General features: G+C 36.6%; 22 protein-coding genes. 11 read left to right on the top strand and 11 right to left on the bottom strand.

Annotation, left to right across the window (positions count from 1 at the left end; translation table 11 throughout):
- Positions 1-6 precede the first annotated feature (6 nt).
- Together murG and gshB are read right to left on the bottom strand one after the other, a co-directional pair.
- Complete coding sequence (gene murG / locus EXE09_RS07570; RefSeq protein ID WP_130116870.1) at positions 7-1104, bottom strand: undecaprenyldiphospho-muramoylpentapeptide beta-N-acetylglucosaminyltransferase; 1098 nt, start codon at positions 1102-1104, stop codon at positions 7-9.
- Between the two features lie 304 nt (positions 1105-1408).
- A complete protein-coding gene (gene gshB / locus EXE09_RS07575) occupies positions 1409-2353 on the bottom strand; it encodes a glutathione synthase (RefSeq protein ID WP_087552604.1) in 945 nt (314 codons plus the stop codon).
- Positions 2354-2464: 111 nt separating this feature from the next.
- Between gshB and EXE09_RS07580 the strand changes: the two genes are divergently transcribed.
- The gene (locus EXE09_RS07580) at positions 2465-2668 is read left to right on the top strand and encodes a DUF3565 domain-containing protein (protein ID WP_087552605.1); all 204 of its coding nucleotides are present in this window, start codon (positions 2465-2467) and stop codon (positions 2666-2668) included.
- Between the two features lie 193 nt (positions 2669-2861).
- Positions 2862-3377: an SMI1/KNR4 family protein gene (locus tag EXE09_RS07585; protein WP_087552606.1), complete on the top strand. Its 516-nt coding sequence runs from the start codon at positions 2862-2864 to the stop codon at positions 3375-3377.
- Between the two features lie 113 nt (positions 3378-3490).
- Here the strand turns inward: EXE09_RS07585 and EXE09_RS07590 are convergent, their stop codons facing one another.
- The gene (locus tag EXE09_RS07590; RefSeq protein WP_130112835.1) at positions 3491-4021 is read right to left on the bottom strand and encodes a hypothetical protein; all 531 of its coding nucleotides are present in this window, start codon (positions 4019-4021) and stop codon (positions 3491-3493) included.
- Between the two features lie 81 nt (positions 4022-4102).
- A complete protein-coding gene (gene pyrE / locus EXE09_RS07595) occupies positions 4103-4753 on the bottom strand; it encodes an orotate phosphoribosyltransferase (protein ID WP_068973016.1) in 651 nt (216 codons plus the stop codon).
- 40 nt (positions 4754-4793) lie between these two features.
- Between pyrE and EXE09_RS07600 the strand changes: the two genes are divergently transcribed.
- Positions 4794-5612 carry an exodeoxyribonuclease III gene (locus tag EXE09_RS07600; RefSeq protein WP_087552608.1) on the top strand — a complete coding sequence of 273 codons (819 nt, stop codon included), beginning with the start codon at positions 4794-4796 and terminating at the stop codon, positions 5610-5612.
- 585 nt (positions 5613-6197) lie between these two features.
- The gene (locus tag EXE09_RS07605; protein WP_087552609.1) at positions 6198-6545 is read left to right on the top strand and encodes a Spx/MgsR family RNA polymerase-binding regulatory protein; all 348 of its coding nucleotides are present in this window, start codon (positions 6198-6200) and stop codon (positions 6543-6545) included.
- Positions 6546-6605: 60 nt separating this feature from the next.
- Here the strand turns inward: EXE09_RS07605 and EXE09_RS07610 are convergent, their stop codons facing one another.
- Positions 6606-7037: a DUF2147 domain-containing protein gene (locus EXE09_RS07610; RefSeq protein WP_068973019.1), complete on the bottom strand. Its 432-nt coding sequence runs from the start codon at positions 7035-7037 to the stop codon at positions 6606-6608.
- 153 nt (positions 7038-7190) lie between these two features.
- Here EXE09_RS07610 and EXE09_RS07615 point away from each other — a divergent pair, with 153 nt between their 5' ends.
- The 3 genes from EXE09_RS07615 (at position 7191) to EXE09_RS19045 (ending at position 10345) form a co-directional block, all read left to right on the top strand.
- On the top strand, positions 7191-8105 hold the full coding sequence (locus EXE09_RS07615) for an alpha/beta hydrolase (protein WP_068973020.1): 915 nt from the start codon (positions 7191-7193) through the stop codon (positions 8103-8105).
- A gap of 355 nt (positions 8106-8460) precedes the next feature.
- A complete protein-coding gene (locus tag EXE09_RS07620) occupies positions 8461-9063 on the top strand; it encodes a GGDEF domain-containing protein (protein WP_087552655.1) in 603 nt (200 codons plus the stop codon).
- Between the two features lie 688 nt (positions 9064-9751).
- Positions 9752-10345, top strand: coding sequence for a GGDEF domain-containing protein (locus EXE09_RS19045; protein WP_228257185.1), 594 nt, complete (start codon positions 9752-9754; stop codon positions 10343-10345).
- A gap of 38 nt (positions 10346-10383) precedes the next feature.
- Here EXE09_RS19045 and EXE09_RS07630 read toward each other — a convergent pair whose 3' ends face one another.
- From EXE09_RS07630 to EXE09_RS07645, 4 genes are all read right to left on the bottom strand, one after another.
- Positions 10384-11061, bottom strand: coding sequence for a glutathione S-transferase family protein (locus EXE09_RS07630; protein ID WP_130116872.1), 678 nt, complete (start codon positions 11059-11061; stop codon positions 10384-10386).
- Between the two features lie 111 nt (positions 11062-11172).
- Positions 11173-11940: a transporter gene (locus EXE09_RS07635; protein ID WP_130116873.1), complete on the bottom strand. Its 768-nt coding sequence runs from the start codon at positions 11938-11940 to the stop codon at positions 11173-11175.
- A 20-nt stretch (positions 11941-11960) separates the two neighbouring features.
- Positions 11961-12497 carry an ankyrin repeat domain-containing protein gene (locus tag EXE09_RS07640; protein ID WP_130116874.1) on the bottom strand — a complete coding sequence of 179 codons (537 nt, stop codon included), beginning with the start codon at positions 12495-12497 and terminating at the stop codon, positions 11961-11963.
- A 175-nt stretch (positions 12498-12672) separates the two neighbouring features.
- Positions 12673-13026, bottom strand: coding sequence for an HPF/RaiA family ribosome-associated protein (locus EXE09_RS07645; protein WP_068973025.1), 354 nt, complete (start codon positions 13024-13026; stop codon positions 12673-12675).
- Positions 13027-13527: 501 nt separating this feature from the next.
- Between EXE09_RS07645 and EXE09_RS07650 the strand changes: the two genes are divergently transcribed.
- The 3 genes from EXE09_RS07650 to EXE09_RS07660 all read left to right on the top strand — a co-directional run bounded on the left by EXE09_RS07650 (position 13528) and on the right by EXE09_RS07660 (position 15479).
- Entirely contained in the window at positions 13528-14268 is a 741-nt protein-coding gene (locus EXE09_RS07650) for an outer membrane protein OmpK (protein WP_068973026.1), read from the top strand.
- A 125-nt stretch (positions 14269-14393) separates the two neighbouring features.
- Positions 14394-14897, top strand: a complete 504-nt coding sequence (locus EXE09_RS07655) for a GNAT family N-acetyltransferase (RefSeq protein WP_130116875.1) — start codon at positions 14394-14396, stop codon at positions 14895-14897.
- A gap of 159 nt (positions 14898-15056) precedes the next feature.
- Positions 15057-15479 (top strand): hypothetical protein, encoded by a 423-nt coding sequence (locus EXE09_RS07660; protein WP_228257186.1) that lies wholly within the window; start codon positions 15057-15059, stop codon positions 15477-15479.
- A 184-nt stretch (positions 15480-15663) separates the two neighbouring features.
- Here the strand turns inward: EXE09_RS07660 and parE are convergent, their stop codons facing one another.
- Both parE and EXE09_RS07670 read right to left on the bottom strand, forming a co-directional pair.
- Positions 15664-17541 carry a DNA topoisomerase IV subunit B gene (gene parE, locus EXE09_RS07665; RefSeq protein WP_068973028.1) on the bottom strand — a complete coding sequence of 626 codons (1878 nt, stop codon included), beginning with the start codon at positions 17539-17541 and terminating at the stop codon, positions 15664-15666.
- A 16-nt stretch (positions 17542-17557) separates the two neighbouring features.
- Positions 17558-18142, bottom strand: coding sequence for a YqiA/YcfP family alpha/beta fold hydrolase (locus EXE09_RS07670; protein WP_130116876.1), 585 nt, complete (start codon positions 18140-18142; stop codon positions 17558-17560).
- Between the two features lie 243 nt (positions 18143-18385).
- Between EXE09_RS07670 and EXE09_RS07675 the strand changes: the two genes are divergently transcribed.
- The gene (locus EXE09_RS07675) at positions 18386-19717 is read left to right on the top strand and encodes an alpha/beta hydrolase (RefSeq protein ID WP_068973030.1); all 1332 of its coding nucleotides are present in this window, start codon (positions 18386-18388) and stop codon (positions 19715-19717) included.
- Positions 19718-19729 lie beyond the last annotated feature (12 nt).

Genomic DNA, 19729 nt, shown 5'->3' on the forward strand with positions numbered 1-19729 from the left:
TCTAACTTACAAATCTTGAATTAAACCAACCACACGTAGTGTTGCATCTGGTTGAGCTTGTTGACGAGCTTTCACCGCCATTTCCATTAACAATTGGCGGTTCATCAACGGAGTCAGTAAATCCTTTAACGAATCTGGAGTCATGGTACTTTGCGGACAAATCTTCGCAGCACCCGTTTTCTCCAAAAATTTTGCATTGGCAGTCTGATGATCATCAACTGCACTTGGCAATGGTACAAAAACAGCTGCTACACCCGCTGTTGCCACCTCTGTTACAGTCAACGCACCTGCACGGCAGATGATTAAATCAGCATTACTATAAGCTTGCGCCATATCTTCAATAAACTGCTGTACTTCAACCTGCATATTTTCAGGCGCATCTGCATACAATGCTTGAGTGGACTCTTGCTTATTTTGACCGCACTGATGAAATACTTTTAATGGCACATTGAGCTGTTTTAAAGCCTGTGGTACACATTCATTCAACGCTTGCGCACCCAAAGAACCACCGACGATGAGAATATGTAAAGGCTCAGCATTGGTTTCACGTTCTTTATAGCGAAATGATGGATTATAAATCGCTGTAATTTCTGCACGCACAGGATTGCCTGTGGTGACAATTTTTTCGCTTTGAGGAAATGTATTTGGAAATGCTTCGCAGACTGTTTTGGCAATACGTGACAATTGCGTATTGGTAAAACCTGCCACCGCATTTTGCTCATGAATAATTACAGGAATACCCAATAAGCGAGCAGCAAGCCCACCAGGACCTGCAACATAACCACCAAAACCTGCAACAGCATCGACTTTAAGCTGTTTCATATAGCGCATTGCGCTCAGTGTCGCTTTTAAAATTTTAAAAGGTGCTACAACTTTGCGGACAATCCCATTACCACGTACACCCTGAATATCAACTTGATAAATAGGAATATTATGTTGTTTTAATAATCGATTTTCCATACCTGTCGGTGTTGCGAGCCAAGATACTTGACTGCCTTGTTGTTGCATCTCTTTTGCAACTGCCAATGCAGGAAATACATGTCCACCCGTACCCGCCGCCATCATCATGACGTGTTTTGGTGTGCTTTGCTGAGGTTTGGTCACGGTCTAATTCTTCAATACAAAAAAATAAAAGTTTAACGAATATTTTAAACAACCAATTGTAATCACAATCCGCTATGGGGAAAAGTTTATTTACTTTTTTTCACCAAGCATTTCATTGTTTTTTTCTACTGATTTGAAAGTTTAAACTACTTTTATCATTAATCAGCAAGAATTTGTTGAATTAATCGTTATTTTTAATATGTATCGTGTTTATCTTTATTTTCAGCGCAAAAAAATAGAGCCGTTTTAGACTCTATTTTAGTTAAAATTTAAAATTAGTTAATCATTCAAACTCAGCTTAAAGTTATACCTGCTGACCTGCTTCCAATACCGCAAATAAATCATCAGCAATTGACGTTCCAAATTGTGTATCAATTTCACGAATACAGGTTGGACTGGTCACATTAATTTCAGTGACATAATTCCCAATCACATCCAATCCAACAAAAACTAAACCTTTTTCTTTTAAGAATGGACCGACTTTTGCTGCGATCGCTTTATCATTTTCAGTCAATGGGCGCGCTTCACCTAAACCACCTGCTGCCAAGTTTCCACGCACTTCACCATTTTGTGGAATACGTGCCAAGCAATAAGGTACAGGCTCACCATTGATCATGAGAATACGTTTATCCCCATCGACAATTTCAGGGATATAACGCTGTGCCATGATCGGTTGTGTGCCATTTTCAGTGAGAATTTCAATGGTTGAACCAATATTTACACCATCTTGATATAAACGGAAAATCCCCATACCCCCCATACCATCGAGCGGTTTCACAATCACATCACCATGTTCTTTCAAGAACTCACGAATCAGGCTCTGCTGTGAGGTCACTAAAGTCGGCACTTGCAATTCTGGAAACTGTGTTGCAAATAGCTTTTCATTACAATCACGTAAGCTTTGTGGTTTGTTAATAATCCACGCGCCTTCACGTTCTGCTTGCTCTAAAATATACGTCGTATAAACAAAGTTCATGTCAAATGGTGGATCTTTACGCATCAACACCACATCATAATCTGCAAGTGATTCTTTTTTCTTTTCACCGAGTTCGTAATAGTGGTTGTAATCTTCAAATACTTTTAATGGTGAAATCAGACCAAATGCCTTGCCTTGATCGATATATAAATCTTGCTGTAATGCATAGCCAAGTTCGTGTCCACGACGTGATGCAGCCCATAGCATTGCCATAGTTGAATCTTTTTTCAGGTTTACATTTTCGATGGGATCCATCACAACAAGTACGCGCATAGTTTCACTCTTATCAAATTTTGGATTGCATGCAGTATAGCGGAGAAAGATATGTTCTTTTTCTAAATTTCGCTAAACTCTATGCAATTATTGTGAATAGACTTTTAGGATATGTTGCAAAAGATTATTGGTTTTCATTTGGATGAAGAACAGCATTGGGTGGCTGATCTTGAGTGTGGTCATACTCAACATGTGCGTCATACACCACCTTGGCAAAACCGCCCTTGGGTGATGACTGAGCAAGGACGTCAGGAAAAGTTAGGGGTAGCGTTAAATTGTAAAAAATGTGAGGAAAATAATCAGCCTAGCTTTTAAACAACACCTCTTGGATTAAAGTTACAAGTCACAGTGCGGTGTTACCCACATATTTCTTGATCGAAATTTAAATGCCTTTAACGAATACAATAACCATAAATAAACTCAACAATTCCAAAACAGAAAATTATAAAGAAAACGTTAACTATCCTGTTGCTCAATTTTAATAATACTTTTTAACAAAGGATAAAAAATGCAACAATTATGGCAACGCTTAGAGACTATTTTAAAAGATTCTCACCCATCTCTATTAGCAGACCTTGCTCCACCTGCTACAGATAGCGAAATTGCAGATTTAGAAAACCAAATTGGAGCTAAACTTCCTGATGATTTTATCGCTTGCTTAAAAATACACAACGGACAACATGGTAAAGCGGACGGATTATTTGATGGCTCAGAGTTTTTATCCATTTCACGCATTCTACAAGAATGGTCTACTCTAAAAAGTGTACTTGATAGTGGTATATTTGATGAACTTGGTATAGATGAAGATGCTTCAAATAATGGAATTAAAAGTTCTATGTGGAATTTAAAATGGATTCCATTTATTAGTTATGGCAATGGTGACAATTGGTGTTTAGACCTTGACCCTGCTGAAGATGGAGAATTTGGGCAAATATTTCAATATTGGCATGAAGATTGTGAAACCACTAAAGAAGCCAATAATTTTACAGAATGGTTTTCCAATTTTATTGATCAATTAAAATAAAAACTATCAAAATAAGGAGCTCTTGCTCCTTATTGATCATTCTAATATTTTCAAAAAACACACCTAATCATTATTTATTATCAATTTTATTATTATTTATTATTTATCTATCCTTAATTCTGATGCTCAGGCTTTACACTCTCCACCAAATACTTATCTGCCGACCGTGGATCACGCGGTAAATTTAATTTCACACGACAACCAAACTCCACATCATCCTTTTCAAACACAATAATTTCTGCATTTAACTCAATCGGACGACCTGTTTCAAAATCTGTCTGTTGTAAAGTTTCGCCAAATAATTCTGCATATTTCTTTTCAAGATGAGCGATGCTCAAATCATTGATCATTACCTTGATTGCGTATTTTTGATGGGCACACTCTGGCTCACGCTGAATCCGTGATTTGCGAATATAGCTCATTTCTGACGGTCGAAGCATCAGTTCATTGATTAGCTTTTTTTGCGCATTGGCATTGATATTTAGAACCAGATCAAACTGCTCTAAATCTTTCCACTGAAATGGGTTCTGTCTAAAAAACATATCCCGTTCAAACTGGTAACGCTGCCAACGTCGCTGGTCTACTTTTTTTGCAAAGATAATACCAAGTACCAGTACAACGACAATGATTAGTAAAATCAACATTGAAGACGCTATCCGACCCTATTCATAGATTATAAAAATAAGGAGCTTCCGCTCCTTACTTATCTTATCGATTTTTTTAACTTATACACCATATTTAACGCGATAAGCTTCCATTTTTGCTAAAGCGTCTTTTTCACCTTTAGCATCCAAATAATCCATCAAATCTTTCATGGTAATCAACGCATGTACAGGAATCTCTAATTCCTTTTGCACTTCTTGAATTGCAGACAATTGACCTTGACCTTTTTCTTGACGATCTAGGGCAACCAATACACCTGCAATAGTTGCACCTGCATTTTTCAGAATAGTCACCACTTCACGAATCGCTGTGCCCGCAGTAATTACATCATCAATAATCCAAACTTTTTTACCCTCAACAGAAGCACCGACCAACACACCACCTTCACCATGATCTTTGGCTTCTTTACGGTTAAATCCCCATGGCACACTTACACTGTGTACTTGAGACAAAGCCACAGCTGTAGCAGCAACAAAAGGAATCCCTTTATACGCAGGGCCAAAAATCACTTCCACATTGTTACATTGTGTTAATTTATCAGCATAGCCTTGAGCTAAAAGTGATAATGCTTCACCATCGTTGAGTAAACCTGCATTAAAAAAATAAGGGCTCACACGACCTGATTTTAAAGTAAACTCACCAAATTTAAGCACACCGCGTGATAATGCAAGTTCGATAAAAGCTTGAGGGTTAAACTGAGCTGGCGTTGACATGAGGTGCTCCAAAATTCATACATTGAGGTTATGACTGCGCATGATACCAAAGAGTAGCTATCCAAGTGATCAAAAAATTTTAAGAGTTGTTTCAATTAACGTAAATGGCTTACGTTCTTCCGTCACAAAAGGTCTACTTGAATGGATGGAAAAATCAGATGCAGATGTCATCTGTATGCAAGAAAGTCGTATTACCCATGAACAATGGACGGATAAATTTAAACCCGAAGGTTGGCATACCCATTTATTTCCTGCTGAAAAATCAGGCTATGCAGGCACGGCGATCTACAGTCGCTTACCATTCAAATCCGTACAGAATGGTTTAGGTTTTGAACTTGCTGATAGTCAAGGGCGCTTTATCACTGCTGAGTTTGACTTGGGTTTAGACAAACCTGTTCATATTTGCTCTTTATATTTACCTTCAGGTTCATCAGGTGATGAAGCACAAGCGCGTAAAGATCACTTTCTCGATGAATATACAAAAATCCTCAAACAATGGCGTGATGAAGATAAATCCATCATTGTTTGTGGCGACTACAACATCGTCCATAAACGCATTGATATTAAAAACTGGTCAGGTAACCAAAAATCTTCTGGCTGCTTACCGCATGAACGCGCATGGCTTGATCACATTTATGATGACTTAGGTTATGTCGATACTTTCCGCGAAGTACGTAAAGAAGCCGAAGTATATTCTTGGTGGTCGAATCGTGGACAAGCACGTGCTAAAAACGTCGGTTGGCGGATTGATTACCAAGCTTGTTCACCAGACTGGAAACAACGCACACTCAATGCTTGGGTCTATAAAGATGAATGGTATAGCGACCACGCCCCTGTCATTATTGATTATCAAATTTAATCAAATTCTTAGCGGAGTTTTCAGTTTTAAAAACAATATATTCAGTGAACAATTGTTCGCTGAATATAAGTTAAAAACCTACAAATTTTGTCGCGTTATCGTATGTTTTCCTCACCCGAAAAGGCGCATTATATTTCCACGGCACAGGGACATGTCAGGATGACAGCAAAAGGATTGGACGCCGTAGGATGAAAAGGAAATAAATATTTTATATTTATTTTTCAGGGATGTGACAATGGACGTTGTATTGAGACCCGCATAATCAGGATGATTAGATGCGGGTTTTCTCTTATTCTAGAGCGCCATTTTAGAATCTAAACTTTTAGAATTAAAATAAAAATTGATCGCCTTATTTTTCATATTCGCAAACCTTTTTATCTTCCATTACAATAAGCAGATTCTAAATTTCAACCCAGCCCATCATTCATATTGCTGATTTAAATTTAGCGCTCAAATGTTAAATTTTTATGACATACATCACATATTTAAAATTATTCTACCGTTTCTGATACGGTTTACATTGACAATTTTGCTAATCTTTATGGGCAAATCAGACAATTTTTAAGTTACTTATTAGGACAACACATGCTAAAAGTTTACGGAATCAAAAACTGTAATTCAATGAAAAAGGCTTTTGATTTACTCACCGACCTTGGGCTGAACTATGAATTTCATGACTATAAAAAACAAGGGATTGATGCTGATACTGTAAAAGTATGGCTCGACAACATTGGACAAGATATTGTTTTAAATAAAAAAGGGACGACTTGGAAAAAATTGACTGAGCAAGAACAGCAACTTGCTTTATCGAGTGAAGCTGAATTGATCAAAGCATTGACTACGCATACCAGTTTAATCAAACGCCCTGTCATTAATTTAGATGGAAAATATATTGTCGGTTTTAATGAAGATGAAATTCGAGCATTGAAATAAGCATTCTCTTCAAACAATAAAAAACCGATCAATTGATCGGTTTTTTTGTAGTTGATGCTCTTAGTTCGCACGAACCCAAACTTGGTTACGACCAAGTGCTGAAATACCAACGTAACCACGTAATTTCAACTGATTACCAGCTAACTCAGCTTTTAGCTTATAGGTCTTACCATTTTTAGGATCTAAAATAGAACCATTGTCATAGTTTTTGCCACCTACATTTTTTAACCCATGTACAATCGTTACGCCCTTTAACGATTTGTTATGGTATGCCCCATCACATTTAGTACAGGCATTTTCTTCACCAGGTGTCAAAATGCTTTGAATCGTTGCACTCAAAGTTCCATTTTTTTGTTCAGTGAATTTTACGACAGCTTTGGGTTTCTTCGTCGCATCATCAATCGTCGTCCACGTTGTCCCGTTCAGTGGATCTGCGGCATGTGCAAAGATGGCTGTTGATAATAAACCTAATGCAAGTACAATTTTTTTCATTGTTTTGTTTTCCCTAGTCTAATTGACACTATATAGTATCGAAAACTCACATCGAATTAGCAATTTTTCTCTGTGACTATATAGTGTAGCCTTGTAACAATTGTTGGTAAACCCACAAAAATAATGTCTAAAGATGAATAATATGGAACAAACATGAAGATCAATCCTGCGTTGAAACAATATTTTACAGAATCAATTCTTAAATCAAGCTTCAAATTCCCGAGTCGTTTTAACCTCCCCCCAGCAACCGCACGTTTTGGTATCGAACAACTCTCTCGTTTTATTCCACAACGAAAAGATGTTCACATTCGTTCATTACGCGTTGCAGGTATCCGCGCTGAAGAAATCAAACCTCAAGCACATTCAACTCAGTTAATTTTCCATATTCATGGTGGTGCTTTTTTTGTTGGTTCATTAAAAACTCATCGTGCTTTTTTATCTGAAGTTGCTGCACGAACCCAAATGCAAGTGTTTCATTTAGACTACCCTTTAGCACCAGAGAATAAGTTTCCAGAAGCTGGCGATGCAATTTATGATGTTTATCAACAACTTTTAGATCAAGGCATATTACCTAAAGATATTATTATTTCAGGGGACTCGTGTGGTGCGAACTTAGCATTGGCTTTAGCGCTGCGCCTAAAAGAAGAAGACCCGAAACAGCTTCCAAGTGCATTAATCCTCATGTGTCCATTCTTGGATTTAACCCTGACTGGAGAATCTTTGCGTTATAACCAAAATTTGGATGCCTTGCTCTCTATTGAAGCACTCGAAGCAGGAATTGACTTTTATGTACCTAAACATTTAGATCCATCACTTCCACCGCTATCACCTATTTTTGGAGATTTGGAAGGGCTTCCACCAACATTGGTACAAATTGGATCAAAGGAAATTTTACTGTCAGATGCACAACGCTTTGAACAAAAAGCAACTGAGGCAGGAGTTAAAGTCACTTATAAGCTTTATACAGGTATGTGGCATAACTTCCAAATGTTTAGCCCTTGGTTTGATGAAGCGAAGAGGTCATTAGCAGATATTGCTGAGTTTGCACATCGTATTGATCGCAGCTAAAGATTAATCGTCGCAAAATATAATAATTGAGTGGAAAATAGTCCAAAACAATGAGCAACAATTTAAAAGACAAGCATTGTTGTTCATTCTATAAATAAAAAGTCAATGGATTCTCTTTTAATACTCATAAATTCATTTTGAATCTATAAATACGTTTCAATCATTAAAACTAGTCAAATAATACTATTAAATTTAGTTTCATTATTAAGTTTAACTGCAAAATAAATCACATTATTATAAATATAAATAGACTCCCATCATCTTTAATTTTATTTTTTTATTTGAATTCAATCAAATAAACTGCTACATTTGTCGAATGAAACAATAAAAAAATCAAATGCGGATGGGCAAAGAAATGCGTAATAAAATTTATTCTGAAAGACGACGTAAAATACATTCACTCTTCAATCAAATATTGAAGCGTACTTTTATTGCCAAAATCATGCAGAAAAACCAGATCAGCAATAACATTGAAATCGACCCAGATACAGGTATTTATAACCAATTTGCAATTAACTCATATTTGAAAGAATTACACCCTCAAGTTGAATCAAACTTTGGAATTATTTTATTAAGCATCGATAATTTAAACAAAATAAAAGAAAATTTCAGCTCCCAGATAGCCCGTAAAGTTTTAGCATCCATTGCCCAAGCTCTATTAAAAAATCTTCGCGATACAGATCTTGTTGGCCGCTACAGCGAATCAGAATTCATTTTAATTCTCAGTGATGTCAATCTAGAACAAGCCAATCATATTGCTGAACGTCTGACTAACTTAATCAATCAAAGCCCGTTAAAAATCATCGGAAAAATAATTCCGATTCAGGCAAGTCATGGAGTTTCAATTTCTCAATATAACAGCTTAAGCAATACTGTATTGGCACAAGCAGATCTTGCATTGCATAACACAAAAATTAACCACGAACAGTTTTATACCAGTACTGGACTAAATTCATAAATATTTAACTTTATAAAAAGTGCAATCATTAGCCCTGAAAGTTAAATATTTTTAATATTTTCATAGATTTAATTTTTAATAGTTAAACGTGGGGTAAAAATGAAGGCATCTTTCATAGATGATTAGTTACTATATAAAGTCATTAAAAAACCAATTTAATTCAGATATTATTATGAATTGGAATAATATTCATAAAAGTATTCTAGTATTAGTCTTGGCTTTTGGAATCCAATTATTGTGGATTTTTTGGAAATTATGGATCATCAACACACCAAGTATTTGGCCATGGGTTAATCTACCCCTTATTCATACTCAAATTTACATCAATAGCATTTCAGCCTTTTTTTTCATTGGTTTAGTTTGTATTTGTTATAAATTCCAAAAAAAACATTGGGCACATCTTTTTTTCCCCCACTTAGTGATTAGCATTTTTACGCTCATGTTTATTAGTGATGGTTTTTTGGTCGGCATATATAGCCCTGCAACCATCTTTGCCTTTGTATCTATTTCAGGTATCGGAATTATTTTATTTAACCGAAAATTTATTTATATCCATTTATTTAATGCTTTTAGCATTGCAATCATACTCATGTATTGCACTTACAAAAATTTAGTGCCCTACGCTCCCATATTTAGTCAAACATTATTAGAACATGACCCCCAGAAAAATCTATTCTGGGTTTTAAGTATGGCGTACTTTATTATCCCTATCCTGATTGCATGTCTAGTTTTATGTGAAGTATTGCTCTCTCAATGGCGCCATCGTGAATCATTAATTCAAATTTTGAGCCAAACTGACCCCTTAACCAATCTATATAATCGTCGATCTTTTAATGAAAAATTAAGCCTAATTCAGAATACTCGCACACAATATGCAATTATTCTCATTGATATTGATCATTTTAAAATGATCAACGATGATTTTGGTCATCATATTGGCGATGAAGCACTTAAAGCTGTTGCCCAACTTCTGTCGACCCTCGTACGAAGTTCAGATATTGTAGCCCGCTATGGCGGCGAAGAATTTATCATTGCCATGCCTGAAACATCACTTACAATCGCACGTGAAGTTGCAGAGCGTTGTCGCCTTGCCATCCAAAATCAGACATTAGAGACACTTACTCAGAAAAAAATCAATCTAACAGCAAGTTTTGGAGTCGCAACCTCAGAGGATGAAACGCAAATCAATAAAATCATTCATCATGCTGATCAAGCACTATATCGTGCCAAAGCCTATGGACGAAACCAAGTTCATTTTCATGGTGAAACAAACCACGGTTAAATCAATTTAACTGGAAAATAATCACTATCACACTGCATTTATTCAGTTCGATAAGGCTCTTCACATTCTACAAATCTAAATTCAGCTTTTGCTTCCTGAATCCATTGCTGCACTGCTGGAACTGCCAAGATTTTCTGTACATATTGCTGACTGAATGATGATATTGGAATACCATAGCCTACGAATCGCATCACAACTGGCGCATAGAATGCATCGACAATACTAAATTGATCGCCACACAAAAAACTGTCTGTGCTTGGTCGTTCTGACCATAATTGCTCAATACGTTGCACATCTTGCTGTAGTTTTAGATTATCTTGCCAAAGTTTTGCACCAATGTTTGTTAAATCTGCATCGATATTCATTCCACATAAACTGCGTAAAGCCATAAAGCTACCATGCATCTCTGCACACATTGAACGAGCGCGTGCTCTTTGTCGGAAGTCATTTGGCCATAGATATTTTTCAGGAAACCTTTCAGCCAAATATTCACAAATCGCCAAAGTATCCCAGATTAAAAATCCATCATCGACTAACGCAGGGACTTTTCCTGTCGGGTTTATTTTTAAAATACTGTATTTGAATTGACTGTCTAATTCAAAGTGATCAAAAGGAATCAGATGCTCTTTGAATGGAATAGCAAAGTGCTGCAATACTAACCATGGACGCATTGACCATGTCGAATAATTTTTATCACCAATAAATAATTCTAACATGCGACCATCCTCCTAATTTTTTCTTATCATTGATCTTTGATGTGTATTTTCTTCAATTTATAGATAAAAAAAGAGTAGATCAACTACTCTTTTTTAGTTCTTCAATGCAACTTAGAATAGGAATGAAATGCCTAAACCAGCAGTATAACTACGATTCTGACCACTTAAATCCACACCAATGCTTCCATCGATCTGTGTACGATCATTCAGTGCATAAATCAAACCTGAACCTAAACCGTATTCATAATCTTGGCTTTCTGTTTTGGAATAAATAAATTCAGAAAAACCAGAAAGATTACCTGCGATTTTATAACCTACAGTCGGTACAGCAGTAACTGACCAGTGACCATCTTGTACCGCATAGTTCATGGTAATACCTGTATTGACCAAATCATTATATGCGTAGTCAAGTGAAGTCCCAATACTATAAATATCATCTTCCTCAGTGAAGCCTTCATTGCCTGTTGCAATAACAGCTTGTGCAAGGACTACCATAGATAATTTATCATCTTTTAAATCAATGGCTTTTTTAATCCCGATAGATACATCACCCAAACCTGAGTCGTCATGTTTCTCACCCTTGTATTTGGTCTGTGTCCAAGCAGGACCCGCCCAACCCAATTGCAATTCCATACTAGAAGTTAAACCTGTACGGAAAAGCATGTCTCCATTGAGCGTAACTGTTTTTTCTTTCGCACCATCGACGGTGGTTTCAGTATAGCTTGCACTTGGTAAGCCTTGTTCCCAAGCCAATTGACCTACAGGAGTGATACCCGTCCCAAAACCTGCTCCAGGACGATCGAAGGAAAATTCTGCTGCCATTGCGCTTATACTTAGACTAGAAGCCAGAACCAAAGTGATTTTATTTAATATTGCCATATCAGGACTCAAACTTACATTTATTCGTTGGACATTTTCGCACCGCGACTACGTAGTAACTCTAAAGTTTCTTTCTCTTCAGGTAAAGCCTGTGACCAATCTATTTGATCAAATTCACAATCAAAAAATAGATCACTAATCGAAGACAAGATGGTTTTTCCTTCTTCATCACGGGTATTGGGGTCAACTTTATGATCTAACAATTTTTGTACCGCAGGTACGCATGCCGCACTCGCTGCATCCCAAAGAGGACCATAACACTCTTCTGCATCCCATAGATAAAAGTTTGCTTTGGCTTGAATCAGTGCATCTAAAATATCTAAATGTGGTTGTAAATCCTGATTTTTTTGCTCAGCACTCAAAGGTTTTCCTGCTTCATAAGCATCACAGATTTTTTCCCACCATTTAAATAATCCATCTGACCAGATCGAAACAGCAGGACCTTTTTCAGGTTCCATAAAGTTGGGATCAAATCCATCTGCAAGCAAACGCTGAATTTGGGCAAGGTCTAAATCTTCTAAAGCCTGTACAAAGACTTGTTGTTGTGCTGATAACATATTGATCTCACAATTATATTCTTATATTCATTATGACTATTTTTTTTTAAATAGCTCATAAAATTTTAAATACTTCTCATTTTTAAATCCGTACAGCATTTATTGTTAGTTTCTGACAAAGTACATAACATTTATTTTACAGCCACAAAAAAAGCCCCGAAGGGCTTTTTATCATTTATGCTTCATCAGCATCTGCAAGTTCTAACTTCCCACCACGTGGGTTTTCTGTTTTCTCTAGGGTGTGTTCTAGACTACGTTTCACTCGCTCAATCGCACCATGTAGTGATAGATCAATATTTTTTGCTCTATGCTTAACAACGACTGGCTTTAAGCCTGCTGCTTTTAATTCGATCATGCATTGAATATCATCATCCCCACCTTTATCTCCATTTTCATCGCTGATATGCACTGAAAATTGAGTAATTCGCTCACTATGGCGTTGAAATTCTTGATTTAGCTCATCTCGCACGTAGGTAATTAAGCGATCACTATTTTTAATATTTTTGTCTGTACGGATTTCAATATTCATAAAAAAACTTCCTCTTTCTAATCTAAAACTGAGTGCAAAATAATATTTTTGGCACACTTAAAGCTCATTGTATAAGTCGCTTTTTCACCTTCAATAAACTGGAACCGTAACTCCTCTATTACCAAGATGAACACTTTTGATGATCTGCAGATTGGTGTTCTTATACATTCAATATCAGGCTATATTGAAAAATATGCAAGTAGATTTTTAACTTTTTTATGAAAACAATATGAAAAATGACAACTTGTTACGTATTTTTATAATTTAATGATTTATTTAAATTTTTATTCGACAATTCCATGTGAATGACTCGACATTATTCAATTCCAAATATTTTTTTGCGATTCAAAATTTCTTTTCTCGTCCGTCATCCATTTTCACGTTTTAAAACATTTTACGACTTGATGTTTACATATTTATTTACATTTTATCTGGTTTTGGCTTTATTTTTGCTAAAGAATCTGTATCCTTGTAGCGCTTTCTTGGGGGAGAGATTTTTTCATGAAATTTACACAAATTGCTGCTCTTTGCGCAATCGCTTCAACTGCAACTTTGGCTCAAGCTGCTCCTGTTTGGCAGGATTTTAGTTTAACAGGACTTTATGGTGAAAATTATGAAGTTGTTGATGAAAAGCAAACTACACTGACAGTTGAGTATGCTGCCAAAGTAAAATACGCAGATGTATTCTTCTTTATGGATCGTATGCGTGGTAGTGATGATCACAAAAGCACATATTTCGAATTAGCTCCTCGCCTAAGCCTTGGTGAAGTTACTGGGAAAAAGCTTGCTGTTGGCCCAATCAAAGACGTTTTGATTTCGACAACGTGGGAAAGTAGTAGTGATGACTTCAACAATAGTTTTGACAATTTCTTGTATGGTGTTGGTTTTGATTTAGCCATTCCTTATACAAGTTTTGCTAGCATCAATTTTTATCGTGCGAACAACGAAAAGCAAAGTGATGACTATCAAATGACGCTTACTTACGGCGTTCCTGTAAAATTAGGTTCAGAAGACTTTTTGGTTGATGGTTTCTTAGATTGGTCAACTGCTGAAAAAGATTCAGGCGCTGCGCATGCAAGCGAATTAAACTGGACCACTCAATATAAATGGAATGCGGGTAAACATATTTCTCCAAATACACGTTTATATCTTGGTATTGAACATTCTGTATGGAATAACAAATACGGGATCAAAGGTAAAGATGAAAACAATGTCAGTGCTTTAGTGAAGTATCATTTCTAAGTGATCGCTAAGACATGATTTGAAAGGCAAGACTGCGGTCTTGCTTTTTTATTGGTGTGATAGATTGCATCGCCAAATGATAATTTCTACAATAAAAACTCAATTACTTTAAATCGACCTCGTCCATGAATTTTCAAATTCGCCCCGCTCAAAGTTCTGACATTCCTCATATCATGCGGATTTATAATCGTGAAATTGAAAATGGTTTGGCGACATGGAATAACATCCCAAAAAGTTTAGACGAATATCAACAATGGTTTACCGATTTAGAAGAGAGTAATTTTCCACTTTTTGTCGCTGAAGATATTGAAAGTAAAAGCATTGCTGGTTATTCAGAATATTCGAGTTTTCGTAATTTTAATGGTTATAACCATACTGTTGAGCATGCGGTTTATATTGACCCACAGTTTGCACGTCAAGGTTTAGGCAAGGCATTAATGGTGAAACTGATTGAGCATGCGAAACAGCATGATATTCATGTTATGGTCGCTGCGATTGATCATGAAAATACTGGTTCGATTCATTTACATGAACAACTGGGTTTTAAGCAAACTGGTTATATGCCTCAAGTCGGTCAAAAATTTGGTATCTGGCGAGATTTGGTATTGATGCAGTTAAATTTTGGGTAGATTCAAGACAAGGGGCGTCATATTTTAATTATGAAGTAGAATCTAAAATTCTGTTTAAAAATGACAGCCTGAAAAAATATCATCGTGTTATTTTAGAATGAATATTTCTACTAATGGATAGCATTAGAAAATTGGACAAGATTTTTTAGGGAAAATATTTTGAATAAATCTGAACTAATTGCATTTGCTAGTTTAATAATCAGCTTTTTAACACTACTAATAGCCTTTTTCGCCTTACACTCATGGAAAAAACAGTTTAATAAAAGCTTACTACGTGATTTTGTTTTAAATTTATATGATTCAATTCATGAAATTGAACAATCAAATTGGGAAATCGTAGATTATTTAAACCAATATACTGAAAATAATATTGAATTAATTAGAGATTCAGCTTTTTTCCTAAATCCTATCCATATTCATAAACCAGAACTGTTAGAAAATGCAAAAATAGTTCTTTCTAAACTTAATCATGCCATTAATAGGCTTTCAGGGATTTATCCTGATAAAAACTTAAGAATGTTATGTGAACGATATTTAGAATGTATCTCTGAAATTAATACATTTTTATTGAAACAGAGCTAGTAGGCTACAATAATGATTTTTCTAATAAAAATCTTGAAAAATGGACATTTTCTTGGTTAGACAAAGCTTGTGATCAAGAGATGTTTTTGCAAATGCAAATTGAAGAAAAATTATTAGGGCTATTAAAAATTTAAATTTACCCTTGATCAATATATAGTTGATCAAGAGTAATTCTTTATTAAGATCAAACACCCAAATCTGCTAAATTACCCTTCTGCTCTAACCACTCTTTACGGTCACCAGAACGTTTTTTAGCCAATAATTTATCCAACAAATTCGCAGTCAATTGCGTATCGTCCAAATCCAACTGTACCAAACGACGTGTGTTAGGGTCTAAAGTCGTTTCACGCAACTGACTTGCATTCATCTCGCCTAAACCTTTAAATCGAGTAATTTGAGGATTTTTGGTTTTTACTTTCTTTAAGATAGCTTCTAACTCTTGCTCATCCAACGCATAATGAACATCTTTGGCATCATCAATACGGAATAACGGTGGCATAGCAACATAAAGATGCCCTGCATCCACCATCGCTGGGAAATGCTTTACGAATAAAGCACAGAGCAAGGTCGCGATATGCAAACCATCCGAATCCGCATCGGCAAGGATACAAATTTTGCCATAACGCAATTCTGATAAATCATCACTACCAGGGTCAACACCGATCGCAATCGCAATATTATGAACTTCCTGAGAAGCCAAAACTTCATCCGAAGACACTTCCCAAGTATTTAAAATTTTCCCACGAATCGGCATGATTGCTTGGAAGTTTTTATCACGAGCTTGTTTCGCAGAACCACCTGCGGAGTCACCTTCCACGATAAATAATTCAGATTCTTCTAATGTATGCCCTACACAGTCTGACAATTTACCCGGTAAAGTTGGACCAGCAACGATTTTCTTACGTTCAACTTTTTTCGCAGCTTTTAAACGACGACCCGCTTTAGCAATCACCATTTCTGCAAGTTGCATCGCCACTTCAGAATTCTGATTGAGCCATAAAGCAAATGCATCTTTGGCAATATTCAACACAATATTCGAGGCTTCACGACTCGATAAACGCTCTTTGGTCTGCCCTGAAAACTGAGGTTCTTGGAATTTTAAAGACAGAATGTAATTCACCCCATCCCAGACATCTTCCGCTGACAATTTCATGTTACGTGGCAATAAGTTACGTAATTCACAAAACTCACGCATCGCATCCGTCACACCTGAGCGCAAGCCGTTTACATGCGTACCGCCTTGCGCGGTAGGAATCAAATTAACATAGCTTTCTTGAATTTGCTCACCACCTTCAACATTCCAGCAAATCGCAAATTCAGCACTGGCTCGCTCAGCCTCACCTGTCGCAACAAAAGCTGGTTCGGGAACAATTTCACGGTCTTGCAATTCATCCATCAAATAGTCGACCAGACCATTTTCAAATTGCCACTCTATTTTTTCATCATTAATTTGGTCGATATAAATAATTTGTAAACCCGCAGCAAGCACAGCTTTGGCTTTTAAATTATGTTTTAACGCTTTTAAAGCAAATTTAGGCGAATCAAAATACTTGGCTTCTGGCCAAAAATGGACGCTTGTTCCTGAAGCTCTTTTTGGTGCTTTGCCTTCTAATACTTCTAATGGTGCAACAGGCTCACCACGTTCGAACGCCATTTTATACAGATTACCCTGACGTTGAACTTCAACCTCTACACGGTCAGATAAAGCATTGACGACAGAAATACCTACACCATGCAAACCACCTGAAAATTGGTAATTGTCTGTGCTAAATTTACCACCTGCATGTAGTTTGGTGAGGATAATTTCAATCCCGCTTTGTCCATATTCAGGATGAATATCAACAGGCATGCCACGGCCATTGTCTTCAACGGATAATGAGCCATCCTTGTACACGGTAACCGTGATTTTATTGGCATGTCCTGCCAGTGCCTCATCCACAGCATTATCAATAACTTCTTGCGCCAAATGGTTTGGACGAGTGGTATCGGTGTACATGCCTGGACGACGACGTACAGGATCTAAACCAGATAAAACCTCAAGAGATTGGGCTGTATATGACACGTTAATGTTTTTCCTTTTATTTTACGGAGTAGGATAAAAATTCCAAAATCATCGGGATTTTATCTGCAAAATTTTCCATCGCATGATTACCATGCATTTCAGTCATAATCAATGATGAATGTGGTGCTGCACTATAATAGCGTTCCGCTTCACGATAATCCAAAATTTCATCGCCTTGTTGCAGTAAAACCATGATTTTGTCTGCATCTTGCACAAATGACACAGCAATCGCTTCTAAGTGATCAAGTTGTGCATGGTCTAATGTCCATTGTTCAGTCACTTTGAGTGGAATATGCTCCATTCCAAATAGTTCGCGAAACAAAGCCCATGGTCGCATAGCTGGATTAATTAAAACAGCAGGCACACCGTATTTGGCGACCAATTGTGTCGCATAAAAACCACCAAGACTACTCCCCACTAGACCAACATCTGGTAGTTCTTCAATCAATTGAGAGATTTGATCTAAAACCATTTGAGGATGTTGATTTAAATCGGGTAAATAAACATTATTCGATGAATGGTTTCGACAATATTCATCTAATTGTTGCCCTTTGATCGATAAAGGGCTACTTTTAAAACCATGTAAATAGATAATATTCATTGGAAATAAATTGCTTTTTCATCGCTCATGTTTTAGTTTTTAATGTGATATTCATCACAATATGTTTTAATTTGTATATGGTCGTGTTTTGTCCGACAAAAAATTAAAACAAAATTGCAAACATCTGTATTTTAATTAAATGTTCAGGATGAACAAGATAAGATGATTGCTTAGGAATTTATACATTGATCTTTGACAAAAATAAAGTCTTTGTTATGGGTCAATTAGGATGAGGAAATAACAATGCCAAGTTTAACCCCTTTACACGAAACATATTGTAAGTGGGATCGTTCGCCTCCAAGTCAGGCAGACGTACTTGAAGGTTTAGCACAATTGGTGAGTACACCATTGAGCGGTGTTGTTCAGGACTTTATCCAGTCGATTCAACGTGAAATGTTACTGAGTATTTTTGGTTTAAGTAAAACCAAAGCCAAACGCTTTCAGTCACGTCCAATTGTCGATAAATTCTATCAATTCGGCTATAACGCACTACAAAATTACGGTAGCCATTTACTTGCCCCTGTTTTACGAAAAACCATTGAACGCTTTCCAAATTTGCATGAAAAGTCACTCACATCATATATGACCTTTTTAGTCAGTGCTTTGAATGGGGTACTTGGCGATTACTTATTGGCAACCCATAATCCACTTGCACTTTCTCCAGTACTCTATGATCGCTATGGCGCATTACAACAAGGTGATTTAGCGGGGCGTGTGGTGATTTTTTCACATGGTTTATGCATGAATTATCAAGATTGGAGTAATCGTGGTAATGGCGGAATCGGTGAAAAACTACTGGCTCAGCGTGATAACAACACCATGTTGTATTTGCACTACAACACAGGTCGTCGTATTTCAGCCAATGGACGTTCACTTGCCAATATCTTAGAAGATTTAGTCAAACGTAATCCACGTATTACCAGTATTGACCTGATTGGTCATAGCATGGGTGGTTTGGTTTCTCGCAGTGCTTTGTTTTATGGTAAACAGAATATGCATCAATGGTTGCATATGGTTGAAAATCTTGTTTGTATTGGCTCACCGCATCACGGTGCAGTATTGGAACGTTTCGGTTTCGCAATCCAAGATAAAATTGGCAACTTTCCAATTGTTAAAATCATCAGTCATGTAGTCAACATTCGCAGTAACGGTATTTTAGACCTGCGTTTTGGTAGTGTCCGTGATGATGACTGGGAACATAATAATGCACGTATTGGCTTAATGGACGATAACCGTAAGCCAGCACCACTCCCGTCACACATCAATACCTTTTTAATCGCAGGAACTTTAGAGTTTGAAAATCGTAAGAACCGTACTTTAAAAGTGATTGGCGACTATCTCGTCAGTGTAAAAAGTGCTTTGGGTGAACATCCAAATCCACGTTTTCAGCTCAAACTACCTGAATCACATAAGGCTGTTTTCTATGGCTTAAACCATTTTGATATTCAGTACCATCCATTGGTTGCTGAACAAATTGCCAAATGGTTCTATCCACATCATGATGAGCTTGCAGAAGAACAAATCCGTAAGTATTTAATTAAATTAGAAAGTATGCAAGGTATTGTAGAAACCTAATCGAGAATCTAC

This window comes from Acinetobacter sp. WCHAc060025 (genome assembly GCF_004209355.1).
Classification (GTDB): domain Bacteria; phylum Pseudomonadota; class Gammaproteobacteria; order Pseudomonadales; family Moraxellaceae; genus Acinetobacter; species Acinetobacter wuhouensis.